This is a genomic window from Trichothermofontia sp., assembly GCF_053493415.1.
Genome location: NZ_JBRCAD010000068.1, coordinates 1 through 15,921 on the forward strand (window position 1 = coordinate 1; position 15,921 = coordinate 15,921).

General features: G+C 56.5%; 17 protein-coding genes. 11 read left to right on the top strand and 6 right to left on the bottom strand.

Features of this window, described 5'->3' with window-relative positions; translation table 11 throughout:
- The 3 genes from ACWIUF_RS05845 to ACWIUF_RS05855 form a co-directional block, all read left to right on the top strand.
- A partial coding sequence (locus ACWIUF_RS05845; RefSeq protein WP_448571350.1) for a hypothetical protein occupies positions 1-674 on the top strand: 674 nt, incomplete at its 5' end.
- 116 nt (positions 675-790) lie between these two features.
- Positions 791-1,336, top strand: coding sequence for an N-acetyltransferase family protein (locus ACWIUF_RS05850; protein WP_448571351.1), 546 nt, complete (start codon positions 791-793; stop codon positions 1,334-1,336).
- A gap of 177 nt (positions 1,337-1,513) precedes the next feature.
- Positions 1,514-1,948, top strand: a complete 435-nt coding sequence (locus ACWIUF_RS05855) for a hypothetical protein (RefSeq protein WP_448571352.1) — start codon at positions 1,514-1,516, stop codon at positions 1,946-1,948.
- 259 nt (positions 1,949-2,207) lie between these two features.
- Here ACWIUF_RS05855 and ACWIUF_RS05860 read toward each other — a convergent pair whose 3' ends face one another.
- Positions 2,208-3,515 (bottom strand): ABC transporter substrate-binding protein, encoded by a 1,308-nt coding sequence (locus tag ACWIUF_RS05860; RefSeq protein WP_448571353.1) that lies wholly within the window; start codon positions 3,513-3,515, stop codon positions 2,208-2,210.
- A 123-nt stretch (positions 3,516-3,638) separates the two neighbouring features.
- Between ACWIUF_RS05860 and ACWIUF_RS05865 the strand changes: the two genes are divergently transcribed.
- From ACWIUF_RS05865 to ACWIUF_RS05875, 3 genes are read left to right on the top strand one after another with little or no spacing between them, the layout of a single operon-like run.
- Positions 3,639-4,004 (top strand): hypothetical protein, encoded by a 366-nt coding sequence (locus ACWIUF_RS05865; protein ID WP_448571354.1) that lies wholly within the window; start codon positions 3,639-3,641, stop codon positions 4,002-4,004.
- Entirely contained in the window at positions 3,986-4,111 is a 126-nt protein-coding gene (locus ACWIUF_RS05870) for a hypothetical protein (protein ID WP_448571355.1), read from the top strand. The genes ACWIUF_RS05865 and ACWIUF_RS05870 overlap by 19 nt, the downstream gene beginning before the upstream one ends.
- Positions 4,104-4,454, top strand: a complete 351-nt coding sequence (locus tag ACWIUF_RS05875; protein ID WP_448571356.1) for a histidine triad nucleotide-binding protein — start codon at positions 4,104-4,106, stop codon at positions 4,452-4,454. Before ACWIUF_RS05870 ends, ACWIUF_RS05875 begins: the two co-directional genes overlap by 8 nt.
- Positions 4,455-4,644: 190 nt before the next feature.
- On the opposite strand, the gene ACWIUF_RS05880 is transcribed toward ACWIUF_RS05875, so the two are convergent.
- From ACWIUF_RS05880 to ACWIUF_RS05890, 3 genes are all read right to left on the bottom strand, one after another.
- The gene (locus ACWIUF_RS05880; RefSeq protein WP_448571357.1) at positions 4,645-6,033 is read right to left on the bottom strand and encodes a class I SAM-dependent methyltransferase; all 1,389 of its coding nucleotides are present in this window, start codon (positions 6,031-6,033) and stop codon (positions 4,645-4,647) included.
- A 102-nt stretch (positions 6,034-6,135) separates the two neighbouring features.
- Entirely contained in the window at positions 6,136-7,440 is a 1,305-nt protein-coding gene (locus ACWIUF_RS05885; RefSeq protein ID WP_448571358.1) for a GTPase family protein, read from the bottom strand.
- A 63-nt stretch (positions 7,441-7,503) separates the two neighbouring features.
- A complete protein-coding gene (locus ACWIUF_RS05890) occupies positions 7,504-7,725 on the bottom strand; it encodes a Uma2 family endonuclease (protein WP_448571365.1) in 222 nt (73 codons plus the stop codon).
- Between the two features lie 117 nt (positions 7,726-7,842).
- On the opposite strand from ACWIUF_RS05890, the gene ACWIUF_RS05895 reads away from it, so the two are divergent.
- Positions 7,843-9,036, top strand: coding sequence for a DUF4336 domain-containing protein (locus tag ACWIUF_RS05895; protein ID WP_448571359.1), 1,194 nt, complete (start codon positions 7,843-7,845; stop codon positions 9,034-9,036).
- A 399-nt stretch (positions 9,037-9,435) separates the two neighbouring features.
- On the opposite strand, the gene ACWIUF_RS05900 is transcribed toward ACWIUF_RS05895, so the two are convergent.
- Positions 9,436-9,801, bottom strand: coding sequence for a single-stranded DNA-binding protein (locus tag ACWIUF_RS05900; protein ID WP_448571360.1), 366 nt, complete (start codon positions 9,799-9,801; stop codon positions 9,436-9,438).
- A 414-nt stretch (positions 9,802-10,215) separates the two neighbouring features.
- Between ACWIUF_RS05900 and ACWIUF_RS05905 the strand changes: the two genes are divergently transcribed.
- The 4 genes from ACWIUF_RS05905 to ACWIUF_RS05920 all read left to right on the top strand — a co-directional run bounded on the left by ACWIUF_RS05905 (position 10,216) and on the right by ACWIUF_RS05920 (position 13,761).
- A complete protein-coding gene (locus ACWIUF_RS05905) occupies positions 10,216-11,217 on the top strand; it encodes a rod shape-determining protein (protein ID WP_448571361.1) in 1,002 nt (333 codons plus the stop codon).
- Positions 11,218-11,429: 212 nt separating this feature from the next.
- The gene (mreC, locus tag ACWIUF_RS05910) at positions 11,430-12,278 is read left to right on the top strand and encodes a rod shape-determining protein MreC (protein ID WP_448571362.1); all 849 of its coding nucleotides are present in this window, start codon (positions 11,430-11,432) and stop codon (positions 12,276-12,278) included.
- 21 nt (positions 12,279-12,299) lie between these two features.
- Positions 12,300-12,962, top strand: coding sequence for a rod shape-determining protein MreD (mreD, locus tag ACWIUF_RS05915; protein WP_448571363.1), 663 nt, complete (start codon positions 12,300-12,302; stop codon positions 12,960-12,962).
- A 421-nt stretch (positions 12,963-13,383) separates the two neighbouring features.
- Positions 13,384-13,761: a Mo-dependent nitrogenase C-terminal domain-containing protein gene (locus ACWIUF_RS05920; RefSeq protein ID WP_448571364.1), complete on the top strand. Its 378-nt coding sequence runs from the start codon at positions 13,384-13,386 to the stop codon at positions 13,759-13,761.
- 143 nt (positions 13,762-13,904) lie between these two features.
- Here the strand turns inward: ACWIUF_RS05920 and bchD are convergent, their stop codons facing one another.
- Positions 13,905-15,917: a magnesium chelatase ATPase subunit D gene (gene bchD, locus ACWIUF_RS05925; RefSeq protein WP_448571366.1), complete on the bottom strand. Its 2,013-nt coding sequence runs from the start codon at positions 15,915-15,917 to the stop codon at positions 13,905-13,907.
- Positions 15,918-15,921: the final 4 nt, after the last annotated feature.

A 15,921-nucleotide genomic window follows, 5' to 3' on the forward strand; every position in this document is an offset into this window, starting at 1 on the left:
CCCCTAGCGTCACCCCAGCGCCCACGGTCCCCCTGCCACCAGCGGCAAGTTGGCAATCACCCGCACCCATGCCCCCCATCAGCACCGCCCCGTCCGGCAACCATATTCAGTTTGGCCAACCCCTACCCACGGGGAAACCACCCCAATCCCCGGTGACAGGAGCCGCCCCACCCCAACAATTGGCATGGCAAGCCCCCGCCAGTCCGCATCGATTAGCGGTCGGCACTTGGGTACCGTTGGTTTATCCCGGCCAAGTTCCCCTAGCCCTCCAAAATGGCGTGCCCCATCCGGAGGTCTTGCTGCTCCAGGAAAACCTCATGGATAGTCGTGGCAACCTTTTGGCCCCCGCCGGCAGTCGGGTGCTGGGACGGTTTGAGTCAGGCCGAGACGGGAGCCGCTTTATCACCCAGGCGATCGAGGTGAATGGGGCTTCCCAACTGTTAGCCGCTACATCCCTATCGATGCAGGGCAGTCGCACGGTTCCCCAGCAAAAACTCTGGCGCAATTCAGGGATCGCGGCGGCGGCAGGAATGGTTTTGACCGGCTTTACCGGGGTAGGTTTGTTGGCGGGGGCGGCAATGGGACTGGCGGGAACCTATGCAGTGGCTCCCCATCCAGCCACAATTCAACCAGGGCAGGTGATTATGGTACAGGTGCTAGAGCCGATTCCCTAAGCGATCGCCCTGGGGGGATTTTGCCTAACCCGATACGGAAAATCTACCCCCACCAATGGTAAGGAATGGAACCAAGCCTTTCTGGCAACTTGCCATCATCCCCAGGGCCGCCATTCATGCAGACCCAATCCCGGTTCATCAGTACGATTACGATTCGCCATGCATCTGAGGCTGATCTCCCTGCCATTCTCGATATTTACAACGACGCAATTCTCAATACCACCGCAGCCTACGACTACACCCCCCAAACCCTAGAAATGCGGCAAGCCTGGTATGCTCAGAAAGTTGCACACCACTTCCCGGTATTGGTGGCTGTGGTAGACGATCGCGTGGTCGGTTTCAGTAGTTTGGGACCCTTTCGGGCCTGGGCAGCCTATAAATATACGGTAGAAAATTCAGTCTACGTGGCGGCTGACTACCGAGGGCAGGGGATTGGCCAGCGTTTATTGGCGGCGTTGATTATGGCAGCCAAACAACTGGATATGCATGTCATGATCGCCGCGATCGATGCGACGAATGAGGCCAGTTTGCGCCTCCATGCCCATTTTGGGTTTGTCGAAGTCGGTCATCTTCGGCAAGTGGGCTATAAGTTTGGTCGGTGGTTAGATCTCAAACTGCTAGAGCTAACCTTAGAAACACCCCTATCTCCCACTGAACCCTAACCTAACGGGGGTCTCCCCAGCGACTCATCCCCACCGGCTTCCTGGCGGGGCCATCCCCTAATTGACTGCATACCCTTTAGCATGGGAGGGACAGGACTTGGATGGCTAGGGGGATGGGTTCCCCCTTCCTTCCCCCAAAGCAATAGCCCAAGGCATTACAGTGAGTCAAGAGTTCGTATGGTGAACACGTTAGGAAAAAAGCGATTGGAAGCCGTGTTGGCGATCGTGGGCTGTGCTGCCAGCGGGGGGACAGCCGCAGCCACACCTACCCCCTGTGCCGAGACCCCCAAGCAACTGCTGCTGACGGCAGCCGATATTCTTATGTACGCTTCGATCTGGAAGATTTACTTTGAAGAAGACCTCTCCCACAAGGCGTTGCTAGATATGTTGGTGGAGATTGGTCTGGTGAGTGTGGCGGCAGTGGGCACGGCCTATGCGGTCGCTAGGGCGAGTATGGCCCTGGCCTGTGAGGTAACGGACTGGCTGGGACCAATGGGCTGGGGAACCTCCGCCCTGCTGTCAGGTTCCCTGGCCGGATTGTCGGGAATGGCCTGGGCTGCGTATTGCGATCGGCGATATTGCGATCGGGCTACAGCTCAGGGCCATGTGTAATGGCCTCCCCTACAACCGTTCCCTCTCTAATGAAGTACGGTCAAGCCTTGCGAACAAGGGGCGTAAGCCCCCTGTTTGTACCTCACTAAGTATGGAAGTGCTGTATTGCTGCGATCTTGATTTGGCCCACGCAGCCGCTACCTGAAAAGTCCAGATATGGCTGGCGGCTAAAGTCGTCACTACATACAGCAGGGCTTGTTGAACGGGCCAATCGTTGTTGTGGGTAGTTGCGGTCAGCCTCAACCTTAGGGGGCGGCGGCTAGGACCGCTGATCCCAGGCGGTTGCCGCATCATTGACAGCAGCCTCAACGGTCTTTTCACCCAGCATAGCCGCTTGCAGATTGTCGTAGATGATTTTTTGCAACACGCTGACATCCTTCATCGCGGGAACCAGAACCTCCGCCGTTTGCATTTGTGAAGCGCTGACGGCCCGTGCCTTTTCTAGGGATGAATTGGCCGCCGCCGCCATATTTTCCGCATAGCGATCGGCGAGGGCTTGCTGGGTAGAGGGCAACACATTGGCGGCCTGGGCAAAGGCGAGTTGGTTCGCGTCATTGGTCACGAACAGGGCAAAATTGAGGGCGGCATCCGGTTGATTAGTCTGGCGCGGAATCACCAGGTTCATAACAGCCACATTCTTTTTCCCCGTTTCCCCAGAAATTTGGGGCGCGACATCGGACACCTCGGCAATTCTCGGCGCGTTAGTGGCGATCGTACTCAGGAACTCCGGTCCCGATGACAGGATCGCCGTTTCCCCCGCCTGGTAGAGTTCGATCGCCCGCCGATGCCCCTGGGTTAAAACTTCCCTGGGCAACAGGCCGTCTTGGTAGAGATCGACCCAATATTGGAAGGCAGCTTTACCCTTGTCGGTATTAAACGCCGCCTTCCCCTGGTCATCCACCAGAGCCACGCCCATTTGCACCAGGGACTCTAGCACCTCGGCAGAATCGTCGGGAGCAAAGGTGACAAAGAAGGCATATTTCCCCGTCCGATCGCGAATTTGACGCGCCGCCACCGCCAGTTCCTCGTAGGTCGCAGGGGCTTGGCTGAGGCCCGCTTGCTGGAAGAGGTCCGTGTTGTAGATCGCAATGCGCGTGGTGAGGTACCAGGGGAGGCCAAAGCTTTCGCCGTTGAGGGTGCTGGCTTGCCAGATATTCGGTAAATACAACGCCTTTTGCTCAGCCGTGAGGCGATCGTCAAGGGTGAGCCATGCTCCCTGACCGGCTAGTTGGGAAGCGAAGCTAGGGTTGAGGTTGACCACATCGGGGGCCGTGTTAGCCGAGACTGCCGTCAGGATTTTGCTTTCCATTGCCGCCCAAGGCACATCGACCCAGCGCACCTTAACCGTGGGATTGGCCTGCTCAAACTCGGCAATGAGTTGGTTGAAGTAGTCGGTGAACTTGGGCTGGAGTTGCATCGTCCAAAATTCAATCTCGGCGGGGCCTGCCCCACCAGTGGTTGCATTGGGGTTAGAGGGAGTCGGACTGCTGCAACTGATTAACCAACTTAAGGCCAGACCCATGAGGGCCAAGAAGCCCCAGCGGGGCCAACGGTGCGTTCTGCTCATAGGGCGATAGCTTCGCGACGCATCTAGCGTATCGCGCATTTTTGGATAAAGGACAATTATCCACTGTAGGGCAATTCGCGAGAAGAACCGATTAAGATCAAAACTTAAGATGTAAGCAAGGCTATGACCAACCCTGTAGACCCCATTACCCGACGATCGCTGCGCCAATTTCAGTCCTGCCTGCGGGCAGTGGCGATCGCCAGCCGGCAAGATCCGCCCCGCTTTGTGGAGCTAATCATGCTGAGCCTGTCTCTCTTGGCCCTGTTGGCTTGGAGTTTCTGGGAGAATCACACTTTCCTGATCCTTTGCGTTAGTTACATTCTTGGTTCATCAACCTCCATTCTTGTCCGGGAAACGATCGCCCCCTCCCCAAACGCAGCCTTAGTGCGAGGGATCGTTGTACTATCAGCCCTGATCGCCCTGTTTTGTCTGTATACCGCTCAGGTGGGCTTGCCGCTGTCTCCCCAATCGTGGCTGCAACCCCGCTAAGCCTTGAGGTACGGGTGGCGTCGCACCGCGTCTCGGCTATTCAGGTGCGATCGGGGCTACGGTATGATGATTCGGAGATGGGTTGTCCGGAGACTGGCCATGAGTGACGCAACCGACACGGTTTTTGGCAAAATTATTCGCCGTGAAATTCCCGCTGAGATTGTCTACGAGGATGACCTCTGTCTGGCCTTCAAGGACATTCACCCCCAAGCCCCGGTTCACATCCTGGTCATCCCCAAAAAAGCGATCGCCCAACTGGCCGATGCCGAATCCCAGGACCACGCCCTTATGGGCCACCTGTTGCTAACCGCGAAGCGGGTTGCGGAGCAAGTGGGGTTGAGCAACGGCTATCGCATTGTGATTAACACCGGACCTGATGGCGGCCAAACCGTCTACCACCTGCATTTGCATATCCTCGGTGGCCGTCCCATGCAATGGCCGCCCGGTTAGGGGTACCTCGATTCACCTGGGATCGGGACAGTTGATCGGCCCCACACAAACGAAAAATAATTGTGGGGTCGGCATCCTGCGAAAAACCATTGTGGGGTAGGCATCCTGCCTGCCCCTGCCCCTGCGACAGCCGCGACGGCTATCCCACCTTCCATTGATGTGCCCCTGCGACGATTAACCCAAACCCCAGTTAACCCGCCTGCTTTTCCAGTAAGACATAGAGAAACACCTCCAACCGTTTGAGGTTCTGGCACAAATCCGCGAGGGCTGTCGCTTCGTCTAGGGGTTCCAGGGTCATCAGGTTCACGGGGTTGATCTTCAGCCAGCGATCGACCAAACTGGGCACGGTTTGGGGTCCTTCTTCCCACAGGGGCAACAGGCAAGCCGCCATGTTCCGTTCCAGACGCAGATCGCTGGTGGGCGTGGTGGGTACGACGAGATGCTGATTCAAAATAAAGGGCTTTTCCCCGGCGATGCAAGCCAGCAGGGCAGCTTTGACATTCTCGTGCTTCAGTTGGGGATGGAGGTGGACGCGAACCTGTCGCCACTCATCGGGAGTCCAGTTGGCAAGATCCACGGGTTCGGGGGTTTGTCCTGCATGGCCACACCAGAAATCAATCAGGCGGTGGACGGGTTGCATGAGTTCATAGAGATGCAGTTGAGTCGCGATCGGGATATCCGGAAAACTTAAGCCCAAGAGCGTCGGCAGATTATTGCGATCTTTAAATAGGTCCAAGAGTTGCCATTGCCGCCAATAGACCATGCTAATGAACTCCAGTCCGGCGTCCTCCAGCATGGTAAAAGTTTGGGGAATCGTAAACCCCTTATCCCCTTGGAGCAATAGGTTAGCCCGCATCCTTTCCTCATCTTGGAGAGCCGCACCACACGTTCCTTTCAACCAAACTGAATCATGCAGCGCTTCAAAAAATGATCGAATCAGTTCAATTTCTAATTCTTCAGCGGGCGCATCCATTAGCCCCAAGATTGTAAATAACTCCTGGGCACTAAAAACGCTACGACGTTGATAGAGGTTATGTAGATTCGTGCGGATAATCCCCTTCGGTTTCAGGACCGATCGCATGGCCTGGAGAGCGGTTGTGGGGTCGGGCACCAGGTAGAGGACTTCATCACAGTTGATATAGTCAAATTCCAAACCCAAACTGGGTAAATCTTCCAACGCCAGGGTGTGAAATTCGGCGTTGGTGAAGCCGTGGTAGGCCAAGCGCTGTTTCGCCAAATCCACGGATTTCTCGGAAATATCAATTCCCACAAGCCGCGCACCGGGATTGGCGTGGGCCAGGATCAGGGATTTATAGCCACTGCCGCAACCCGCATCCAGAATCACGGTCTTGGCAGGGTCAATGATCTGCTGATTGCGTAAATAATAGGGTGTCAGGAAGTTGTGGATATAGAGGGCATTGATGTCATCTTTGGGCGACTGTTCCGGCGGGACTTTGGGATAGGGCGCGGTTTCAAACTGCCGCCGCATTTTTTCGAGGAGTTCTGCGTTTTTCACATCCATACCGCACCAATCCCAGAGACGATCGCTGTCTGTAAGGTACCCCAATTTGGGCATCATACTGACAAAGCCAGCCCTGATCACGCCTCCCAAGTGACAGCCAGGAGGCAGTGTGCGTTGGCTATGACAGCCGGGACGGCTATCCCACGTTCGATTTGTGATCTACTGGAGCCTCTCGCGATTCTGAAATTGGACTTTGGCGGCTTGGAACGCTTCCTGCATGGCGGCTTGGATGCGTTTGGGATCAGGCTTTTTCCCGCCCATGAGATCCCCAAAGTAGACGCAGGCCCCTTCGCCCAAGGCCCAGGTATAGGCCGCTGCCCAGGAGGCGGCAACGACGCTGCCCAAGCCGGGGATGAATTTAATCAACTCGCGCCCGATCATCTGGGCCACAAACCCCCCCGCGATCGCGCTCACCACACCCCCCGCCTGGGATGGAGTCAACGTTTGACCATAGAGATTCCCCAGTAGGCCCACCATTGAAACTTGCAACGCCGTCAGCACGGGCATGGTGGCAAAGGGTAAGGGAACTGCCGCCACGGTGGCTGCCGCGATCGCGAAGGCCATGATGTACCGCCGTCCCACATCGCGGTAAAGGTTGCTGATTTGACTGCCGCCGACTTCATCCAGCAGTTGATAAATGGCACGGGATTCGGCTTCGGGCAGGAGATCCGCTAATGCAGCAAGAAGGGCTTCCTGGCCATAAAACACGGGGGTATAGCCGTCTTCTTCCAGGGTAAAGTCCAACAGGACGGCCCGATCGTAGAGTAGGGCAAAGTTATTTTGTAGGGCTTGGAAGGCGCGATCGAGGTCGGGGAAGCTGGGGGGATAGGGGGGATGCTCCGTCACCTCAGGCGGGTAAACCTCATGCAGACAGGTGACGGCCAGGAGGCAGGGAAGATCGGGGCAGGCTTGGCGCAGGCGTTGGGCAATTTGGCGCAGGGTGTCGATCGCAAAGTCGTTAATCTTCACCGTCAGGATCAGCACCCTCGCCCGTTGACGATCACCCGTCAAATCCTGGAGCAAGGCTTGAATCAAACTTTCCGTATCCTGGTTGATGTCGCCCAAGCCCACCGTATCAGTGAAGATCAGCAGGGGCAAATCTTCCGAGGGATAGGCATAGCGCTGGGTATATTGCGTATGGGGCCGAAAGCCTTGACCGACGATTGCCGCTGAAACGCCCGTGAGGCCGCGCACGATCGAGCTTTTCCCGGCCTGGGGTTTGCCAATCAGCCAGCTTTCCGTGGTGGGGAGTTGCGATCGCACCGTCGCGAGAATTTCCTGGACCTGGGCCTCATCGACACTGAACCACTGCCAAACTTGATCTAAGGGCAACCACTGGGGCAAACGCAGGGCACGCTGATCCCAAAACGCGGCAAACCGTTGGGACCAGTGCCTTGCTGCGGGCGACGGGCTAGGCGTAGAGGGGGGATCTAGGGGCGGTTGCGGGGAGGAGGGGTTAGCCATAGAAGCAGTGCAATTCTCCGGCGGAGACGCGACGCGAACGCGAAATTCCATTCTAAGGGAGTCCTACCCGTCCAGTAATCGTTGAACGGCCACAGCCACATCTGGGAAAGCGATCGGATAAATATGGCCCTCACGCACAGTCATTTCCGACCCATAATCCCCCGGCTGCGGATCGCGCAGAACCGTGATCACGCGCTGCGGCAAGTTCACCACCCAATACTCGCGAATTCCCGCGCTGGCATAGGCTTGCCGCTTAACCCCTAGATCTTTCCCTAGGCTGACGATGCACTAGGCATCGCGCAGCGATCTGAGATCTGATCCCCACCGCTAGCCAGGAAGGCGTACCATGCAACACTAGGAAAAAGCATCCTAGTCAGACGACACGCAATTGGAACGTCACTTATGGGCGGGCAAACCTCGAAACGGGATCGGGCATGGCCATTTTGGCCGATCGTGCCCCTCTACCCCTATGGTCAACGGGCCACCCTCCGCCGGGAGATCCTCGCCGATCAGGTGTGGACTTTTGAACAGGTGCAGGGCATTTTCTATGTCGTCGTGCCCATTCGGATGACGGTGATCAGGCTAGCGGCGGGGGGATTGCTCGTCTATGCCCCGATCGCGCCCACACGGGAATGTATTGCCCTCCTGCGCGAGTTGGAAGCGGCCCACGGTCCCGTGAAGCACATCCTGTTGCCGACGGTTTCCGGGTTGGAACATAAGGTGTTTATGGGTCCCTTTGCCCGCTGTTTCCCGACGGCGCAGGTGTGGGTGGCCCCGAACCAGTGGAGTTTCCCCCTCAATTTGCCCCTCAGTTGGTTAGGACTCCCCGTCAACCGCACCCAGGTGTTACCGGCGGATAGTGGCCAGACGCCCTTTGGCGATGAGTTTGACTATGAAATCCTAGGACCGATTAACCTGGGCTTGGGTCCCTTTGGCGAGGTCGCCCTCTTCCATCGCCGCTCGCGCACCCTCTTGCTCACCGACACGATCGTGGCGGTAGGGGAACGGCCCCCCGCGATCGTCCAGCTTGATCCCTATCCCCTCCTGTTCCATGCCAGGGAGACGGGGGCAGAGGCGGTCCTCGATAATGAAGCATCGCGGCGCAAGGGCTGGCAACGGATTGTCCTGTTCGCCCTCTATTTCCGGCCCAGTGCCCTGGAAGTGATCCCCTGGGGGGAAGCGTTGCGTGCGGCTGGGACAGCCCCCGATCGCTCCCGCCAGGCCTATTTTGGCCTCTTCCCCTTTCGTTGGCGATCGGACTGGACGCGATCGTTTGCGGCCCTGTGGGGCGAAGGCCGTCCTTTTGTCGCCCCGATTTTGCAAACCTTGATTTTGAACCGGGCACCGCAACAAGTGATTGCCTGGGCCGATCGGGTGCAACAGTGGCAGTTTGAATCCATCCTTCCCTGTCATTTCGAGGCCCCGATTAAAGCGAGTCCCCGCCAGTTTCGGCAAGCCTTCGCCTTTTTAGAAAAACACCCCGTTCTTGGACCCGAAAGCGCCCGATTACCCGAACCCGATTTTGAACTGCTGCGATCGCTCGAAGCCGGGTTAATTAAGCGTGGCGTCACCCCCCCCGCCCAGGAAAAGGTTTAATTCCAGTCAAACCAGCGGGGGAGCACCTAACTTAAAGCCGCGATCGGGGTTTAAAACTCACCGCGTAGAAACCGGTTTGCGTAGGGACGGGTTGTACCGAGAGCTTGCCAGTAAGGGATAAGACTGTTGAACCCGCCCTGCTGATTGCTGTTGGAGATACCTTCAATACCTGGGTGGGTCTAGCAAGATAATTTCCCCCATGCTCAAGATGCTGGCGTGACCCGCCCCTACAGGTGCAGATTTCCAGGAGAACCACCACATTACAGCACTTCCATACCTGGTGAGGTACAGACAAGGAGCCTAAGCCCCTTGTTCACAAGACTGGGAGTACTTCATTAAAGCGGGAAGGGCTGTATTATGGGACAGCTATTGACGATCGCTCTCTAAAACTCGTTATTTCTAAAACTCGTCATTGTTATAGTTGGGCATCCCACCCGCCTCATTATCTCGCTTAGAACCCAGTAGATCCATGCGATCGACCACAATAACAGGTTTTGAACGGTTAGCGCCTGTAGCGCGATCCTGCCAGTATTCAAACTTCAATGATCCAGTTACGCCAACCTGACTTCCTTTACGAACATAGTTGGCTGCGACTTCAGCCGTCTTGCCCCACATTTCCAAATTAAACCAATCTGGTTCGTCAGTATTGCGGGTCGGTCTGTTAACCGCTAGTGTCAGCCGACACACAACACTGCCTGATTCAAAATATTTCACATCCGGATCGCCACCAACGCGGCCAACCAACGTCACAGAGTTCAAACTCATGGCTTTCTACGATCGACTACAGTACAAACGTACACCATCCGTGGCTGATTGACCAGACACTCACACGGGCGCGGGTATTCCCATCTGTCCATCTTCGTTCATGCCAACCCTTAGTCCTGCATCGCCAGCCATTACCCGTTCTCAAAGCTTTAAAATTGTCCTGACTGGCAGATTCAGCAGTTGGATCATCCACTGTAAACTTGCAAGATGGGAACCGCCACGGGAGTGGGATAAGATTAGCTTAAGCATTGGTCATCCCAAAAAGTCAATAAGTCTTTCTGACTAGACTCCCAGTGGAAAACATTATAAAATTTTCATCGATTCTCTCGTCTTGGGACCGTCCAAACGTACATCTATAGCTTGGGGGCATAGACACTGGTGGGTTTCTTCAGCCGTTTTTCACTATCACGGGATATGGGCATTGACCTGGGTACTGCCAATACACTGGTCTACGTGTCCGGTAAAGGCATTGTCCTGCAAGAGCCATCCGTCGTTGCGATCGATCAGGATACGAAAGTCCCCCTGGCAGTTGGGGAGGATGCCAAGAAAATGCTCGGTCGGACACCCGGTAACATCACCGCCCTGCGTCCCCTGCGGGATGGCGTCATCGCCGACTTCGACACCGCTGAGCTAATGCTCAAGCACTTTATCCGCCGCGTCCACGAAGGTCGCACTTTGGTTTCCCCCCGCATTGTCATCGGAATTCCCAGTGGGGTTACGGGCGTCGAGCGTCGAGCCGTGATGGAAGCGGCAGCCCAAGCTGGGGCTAGGGATGTGTATCTGATCGATGAACCCGTTGCAGCGGCGATCGGGGCGGGTTTGCCGGTTGCTGAACCCACGGGGAACATGATTATTGACATTGGGGGCGGGACGACGGAAGTGGCGGTCCTGAGCTTACAGGGGATTGTTCTCAGCGAGTCCGTGCGGGTGGCGGGCGATGAACTCAGCGAAGCTATCACCCAGTACATGAAGAAAGTGCACAACCTAGTAGTTGGGGAACGCACCTCAGAAGAAATCAAGATTCAGATTGGCTCCGCCTATCCGACCACTGACACGGATGGAGCCACGATGGAAGTGCGGGGCCTCCACCTGCTGTCTGGCCTGCCGCGAACGGTGACGATCAAGGGGCCGGAAATCCGCGAAAGTATGTCGGAACCCCTGTCGGTGATTATCGAAGCCGTCAAGCGTACCCTGGAACGGACCCCTCCGGAACTGGCAGCGGATATTATCGATCGCGGCATCATGCTGGCGGGGGGCGGTGCCTTGCTCAAGGGCCTGGATACCCTGATCAGCCATGAGACTGGGATTGTCACCCACGTGGCGGCTGATCCCCTGAGTTGTGTGGTATTGGGGACTGGGCGCGTCCTGGAAAACTTTAAACAACTGGAGCGCGTCTTCAGTGGCCGTTCGCGTTAGTTTCTCTGACTGTCAAACTGGTGTTATTGACGCTCAGTATCCAGGGTCAACGCTTAGGTAACGGCCTAGAAAGAGGTTTGTCTAGGGGCGGGTTGCGCCGAGAGCTTGCCAGTAACAGGTAAGACTGATGAACCCGCCCTGCTGGCTAGCAGTTGGACCCATAACGCTGACGAATACCAGAGTCACGATGCATTGCAGAGGGCGCACGAACGATGATGATGTATAGCTTTCGCCGCTGGTGGGAACGATATGGGGTGCAGTTGGTCCTCATTGTGGGCGTTCTGGGAGGCGGTTGGTACCTCCGGCAAACCCAAGGGGCTGTCCTGGTCGAACTGTATAGTTGGATCAGCCGTCCCTTCCATACCCAGCCCATTTCTGAAGAGGCCCTAGTCAATGCTCGCATCCTGGAATTGCAAGGGCGGCTGGTGGAACTGGAGCAACAAAACCAGAAACTCCAAAAACTGATTGACTACAGCGCCGAGCAACCCCAACCAGGGATCAAAGCGCCCGTCATTGGTCGCAGTGCGGATGACTGGTGGCACCACATTACCTTAGGGCGGGGGAGTAACCAACAGGTCAAGGAGGGGGACGTGGTATTGGGGATTGGTGGTTTGGTGGGTCGGGTCATTGCGGTCACACCGAATACCAGCCGTGTCCTCCTCGTGAGTGATCCCACCAGTCGTGTGGGGGTTACGATTAGCCGCAGTCGGGCGATGGGGTTTATGCGGGGGCAGGATAGCGATCGCGCGGTGATTGAGTTTTTTGATAAGGTTCCCGATGTAAAACCGGGCGATATGGTCGCCACTTCCGCCTTTAGCCAGCTTTATCCGGCGGGTTTGCCGATCGGGCAAATTGAGTCGGTGGACCTGAGTCGTAGCCCCGTACCAGCGGCGATCGTCAAGCTCTCTGCACCGATCCAAAACCTGGAGTGGGCCATTCTATACGCCAATAACAAGCCCAGTGCCGTTCTAGAGATTCCCAACACTGACGAATCCACCAGTCGCTTCGACCCTGACGATACCAGCAATCCCCCTCCCCTCACTGATCCGAGTACCCCTTAACCCCACCCTTGCTTATCCTGAATGCAAACCCCTAGGCCCTTGCAACTTCCCTCCTGGTATTGGCATCCCCGCACCCAGTGGCTTCTGGGTTGGTTGCTCACGGGTGGATCAGCGCTCTTATGCTGCATCCTTTTATTTGTCCGTCTGCCCGGCATGAGTTTGGCAGGCGTTGGCCCCAACTGGCCGCTGATTTGGGTAGTAGCCTGGAGCGTCAAGCGCTCGCTCTGGCAGGGTGCCCTGGCGGGTCTAGTATTGGGTTTAATCCAGGATGGCCTGAGCAGCCCTAACCCTACCCATATCCTCAGCCTAGTAGCAGTGGGAGTTTTGACGGCTCGCTTACAGAAGCAGAAGTATATTCAAGAAGACTTTATCTCAGTCGCTTTGATTGTCTTCGGCATGGCCATCGTGGCGGAAACCGTCGTAGCGCTGCAATTTTGCCTCCAGCACCTGCTGCCTAGCCAGTCGGCATGGCTCAGTGAGGGGCTATTAACCGCTGCCCCTGCCGTATCAACCCCATCCCCCCAGGAGCTGGAGCACAGTTATTACACCCTGGGTGAGATTTGGACGCATCATCAGCGGGTTGCCCTGAGTTCCGCTATCCTCAGCAGCCTGTGGGCACCCGTTGTCTACTATCCTCTCAATCGCCTATGGGAACGGGATCTCGCCGCTAACGCAGACACCTAATGGCAAGCTGACCGTTTGATCAGACCTGCTCAGTCGGTAATGACGGCTTTAGTCGCCAATGTACCCATCTCTCAGTTTTGGCAGTCGCCTGGTTAGCAAAATCAGGTCCCAATAGGGCACGCGCTTTCCGTAGAACTCACCAGAGCAGCGTGATCACGTTACAAAAGTTCAGTGATGACACTCACAGCAAGCCACCCGAATTCAGGGCACCCTGAAAGGGTAGAGATGATCAATATTCACTCTGTTATTTCTCAACTGAAAATTTATAAAACTAGCCCTGAACTTTATAGTCTACTGATGTTGAGATGGCAGAGTTGAAAAAGGAACTGAACAAACTACGATCGCGTCTGGCATAACAGGTTGGCGATCGTCGCCCCGCTCTCTACCGCCTGAGCGTATCTGAAAATAAGGAGTTCTTGTCATGAGTATCCCAACTGAACCTGCCGCCCAAACCCAAGGCATTATTCGTTGGAGTGGGGTACACTGGCCTATTGCCTCAGCGATCGCAATCCCGGCTGCGGCTAGCGTCGGCAAGCCATCGGTCGATCTCTTGCAACCTTTGCGCTCCTGGCTCGATCAGGTGCGTATTTGCAATGCTCAACAGGCCCATAAACTGTGTCGCTTGATCCCCTCCCAGTGCCCCTTTGAACGGGATATCAAGGTTTTCGGACGGACCCTGCTGCACATTCCCCCCCTATGCAAATTCAATCCTCTCTACGATGAATTAATCGCGCTACGCTTCCGGGCACTGTGCTATTTAGCCGATGAATGCGGTGAAGATATTAGTGCCTATTGTTAGGGATCTCTTTAGGGTGCATGAGAGCAATCTTTAGAAAAGCTTCCAAAAGATTTTTAGAAATTTTCAGGAATTTTGTCACTGGCTCTGATTCAGCTTTTATCTACAACTAGAGCCAATTCAATCAGAGCCATTTGCCCGACTAACTAGCTACGCAGATCGGCGATCGCCCCTCGTGCCATTGCGGCGATCGCCTGATCCGTCGCCTTAGGCAAGTGATAGTATTTACCACCAGCGGTTTGGGCGAGTTCCTTGGCAAATCCGGTTGAGACAAATTTATTTTCCGTGTCAATCACCAGCAGTTGCAGCCCCAGGGCGCGGATTTTGGCGGCGATTTCCAGGAGTTCTTCCTTAATATTGGGCTTTTCATCGCCCAGGAGGGGTTCTCCCAGCGATCGGGCGAGGGGGATATTGCCCCGACCATCGGTAATGGCCACAATCACCACCTGACCAATATCTCCGGACTTTTGCGCATTGATCCCCACCCGTACCGCTTGGGTCAGGCCGTGGGCTAAGGGCGATCCTCCCCCGCAGGGCATTCGTTCGAGGCGACGACGGGCGGTGGTAATCGATCGCGTTGGGGGTAGCAGGACCTCCGCCTGTTCACCCCGGAAGGGAATCAGCGAGACCTGATCCCGGTTTTGGTAGGCTTCCGTCAACAGTTGCAGGACGGCTCCCTTGGCCGACTGCATCCGGTTTAAGGCCATCGATCCCGATGCATCGACGACAAAGACCACTAGCGCTCCGGCTTTCCGGGCCAGTCGTTTCGCCCGCACATCGCTCGACTCGATAAACACTCGCCGTTGGGGTGTGCCACTTCCCTGGCGCTGGACCTGACGGGCACGCCGCGCTTTTTGGTAGGGGGCTGCGGCTCGCAGGGTGGCATCCACGGCAATGCGCAGGGTATTCCCTTTGGGCAGCACGGGTTTGACATAGCGGCCCCGATCCTGGGAGAAGATCAGGCTGCGGCTACCCGATTTCCCGCGCCGATAGGCTTGTTGGGCGAAGTACAGCACACTGGGGTCGAGGACCACGCCTTCAGGATCAAAGACAAACTCTTCGGGAATGTCCAACGACTCCTGGTCTTCGGGTTCGTCGGGATTTTCGTCCTGTTGCTCGTCCTGATCGCGATCGCTGTCGTCTATATCCTCCGGCGGCGGTGGCGGTGGCGGCGGTGGGGGTTCGGGCGGCGTTTCCACCACGGTGGCCCTGGGGATAATCACCAGTTCGACGGCGCAACGGAGGTCTTCGGCTTCCACCCGATTGCGACCTTCGAGGGCAGCGTGTGCCTTGGCCACCCGTACAGCAAACAGTTCCGCCCGGTGGCCCTGCACCCGACCCCGCACGGCTTCGGTCACCAGATACCCAATCTGCTCACGGCTGATGGTCACGTCCTTGAGCCATTCCCGCGCCAGAATGATTTGGGTCTTCAGGTCCTCCAAATCGTCCGTATATTGCTGGAGAAACGCCTGGGGAGAAGTGGCATAGTCCAAAGCTTGCGCCACCGCCTGCACCCGTTGATCCAGACCTAAAACCCCATCGGCAGACAGGGCGATCGCAATGCGATCGAGCAAATGCTCCCGGAGTGGCCCTTCTTCTGGGTTATAGGTGGCAATAAGGAGCGATCGGCAGGGGTGATCGACACTAATCCCTTCCCGCTCGATCACATTACGCCCTTCCGTGAGGGCATTGAGCAGCAGGTTGGCGATCTGGTCATCCAGCAGGTTGATTTCATCGAGATACAGGACGCCGCGATGGGCCTCGGCCAGCAAGCCTGCCTGAAACACGGCTTCCCCCTGCTTAATCGACTGGGCCACATCGACAGACCCCAGCAGCCGATCCTCGGTTACCCCTAATGGGACTTGCACAAAGGGAGCCGGAATGATTGCTGTGGGCGTTGTTTCCGGATTGGCCCCGGTTTCGGCTTGCCATTCCGCCACCGACGCATTCCAGTAGGAATCCTTGACCACCTCGATCGGCGGCAGCAGCGCATGGAGTGCCCGCGCCATCACCGACTTGGCCGTGCCCCGCCGCCCCGCAATCACCACGCCACCCAAACCCGGATCGATCGCGGCTAGGAGGAGTGCCAGCTTAATGGCTTCCTGACCCACGATCGCGGTCAGGGGGAATTGGGGGAGGGGGGAGGTTAACACAGGCATAGGG

What these genes read in the sequence shown, in the direction of transcription:
- bchD (WP_448571366.1), bottom strand. Translation starts at nt 15,917, where the DNA reads ATGCCTGTGTTAACCTCCCCCCTCCCCCAATTCCCCCTGACCGCGATC.
- ACWIUF_RS05880 (WP_448571357.1), bottom strand. Translation starts at nt 6,033, where the DNA reads ATGATGCCCAAATTGGGGTACCTTACAGACAGCGATCGTCTCTGGGAT.
- ACWIUF_RS05920 (WP_448571364.1), top strand. Translation starts at nt 13,384, where the DNA reads ATGAGTATCCCAACTGAACCTGCCGCCCAAACCCAAGGCATTATTCGT.
- ACWIUF_RS05855 (WP_448571352.1), top strand. Translation starts at nt 1,514, where the DNA reads ATGGTGAACACGTTAGGAAAAAAGCGATTGGAAGCCGTGTTGGCGATC.
- ACWIUF_RS05865 (WP_448571354.1), top strand. Translation starts at nt 3,639, where the DNA reads ATGACCAACCCTGTAGACCCCATTACCCGACGATCGCTGCGCCAATTT.
- ACWIUF_RS05885 (WP_448571358.1), bottom strand. Translation starts at nt 7,440, where the DNA reads ATGGCTAACCCCTCCTCCCCGCAACCGCCCCTAGATCCCCCCTCTACG.
- ACWIUF_RS05850 (WP_448571351.1), top strand. Translation starts at nt 791, where the DNA reads ATGCAGACCCAATCCCGGTTCATCAGTACGATTACGATTCGCCATGCA.
- ACWIUF_RS05895 (WP_448571359.1), top strand. Translation starts at nt 7,843, where the DNA reads ATGGGCGGGCAAACCTCGAAACGGGATCGGGCATGGCCATTTTGGCCG.
- ACWIUF_RS05860 (WP_448571353.1), bottom strand. Translation starts at nt 3,515, where the DNA reads ATGAGCAGAACGCACCGTTGGCCCCGCTGGGGCTTCTTGGCCCTCATG.
- ACWIUF_RS05900 (WP_448571360.1), bottom strand. Translation starts at nt 9,801, where the DNA reads ATGAGTTTGAACTCTGTGACGTTGGTTGGCCGCGTTGGTGGCGATCCG.
- ACWIUF_RS05875 (WP_448571356.1), top strand. Translation starts at nt 4,104, where the DNA reads ATGAGTGACGCAACCGACACGGTTTTTGGCAAAATTATTCGCCGTGAA.
- ACWIUF_RS05905 (WP_448571361.1), top strand. Translation starts at nt 10,216, where the DNA reads ATGGGCATTGACCTGGGTACTGCCAATACACTGGTCTACGTGTCCGGT.
- mreC (WP_448571362.1), top strand. Translation starts at nt 11,430, where the DNA reads ATGATGATGTATAGCTTTCGCCGCTGGTGGGAACGATATGGGGTGCAG.
- mreD (WP_448571363.1), top strand. Translation starts at nt 12,300, where the DNA reads ATGCAAACCCCTAGGCCCTTGCAACTTCCCTCCTGGTATTGGCATCCC.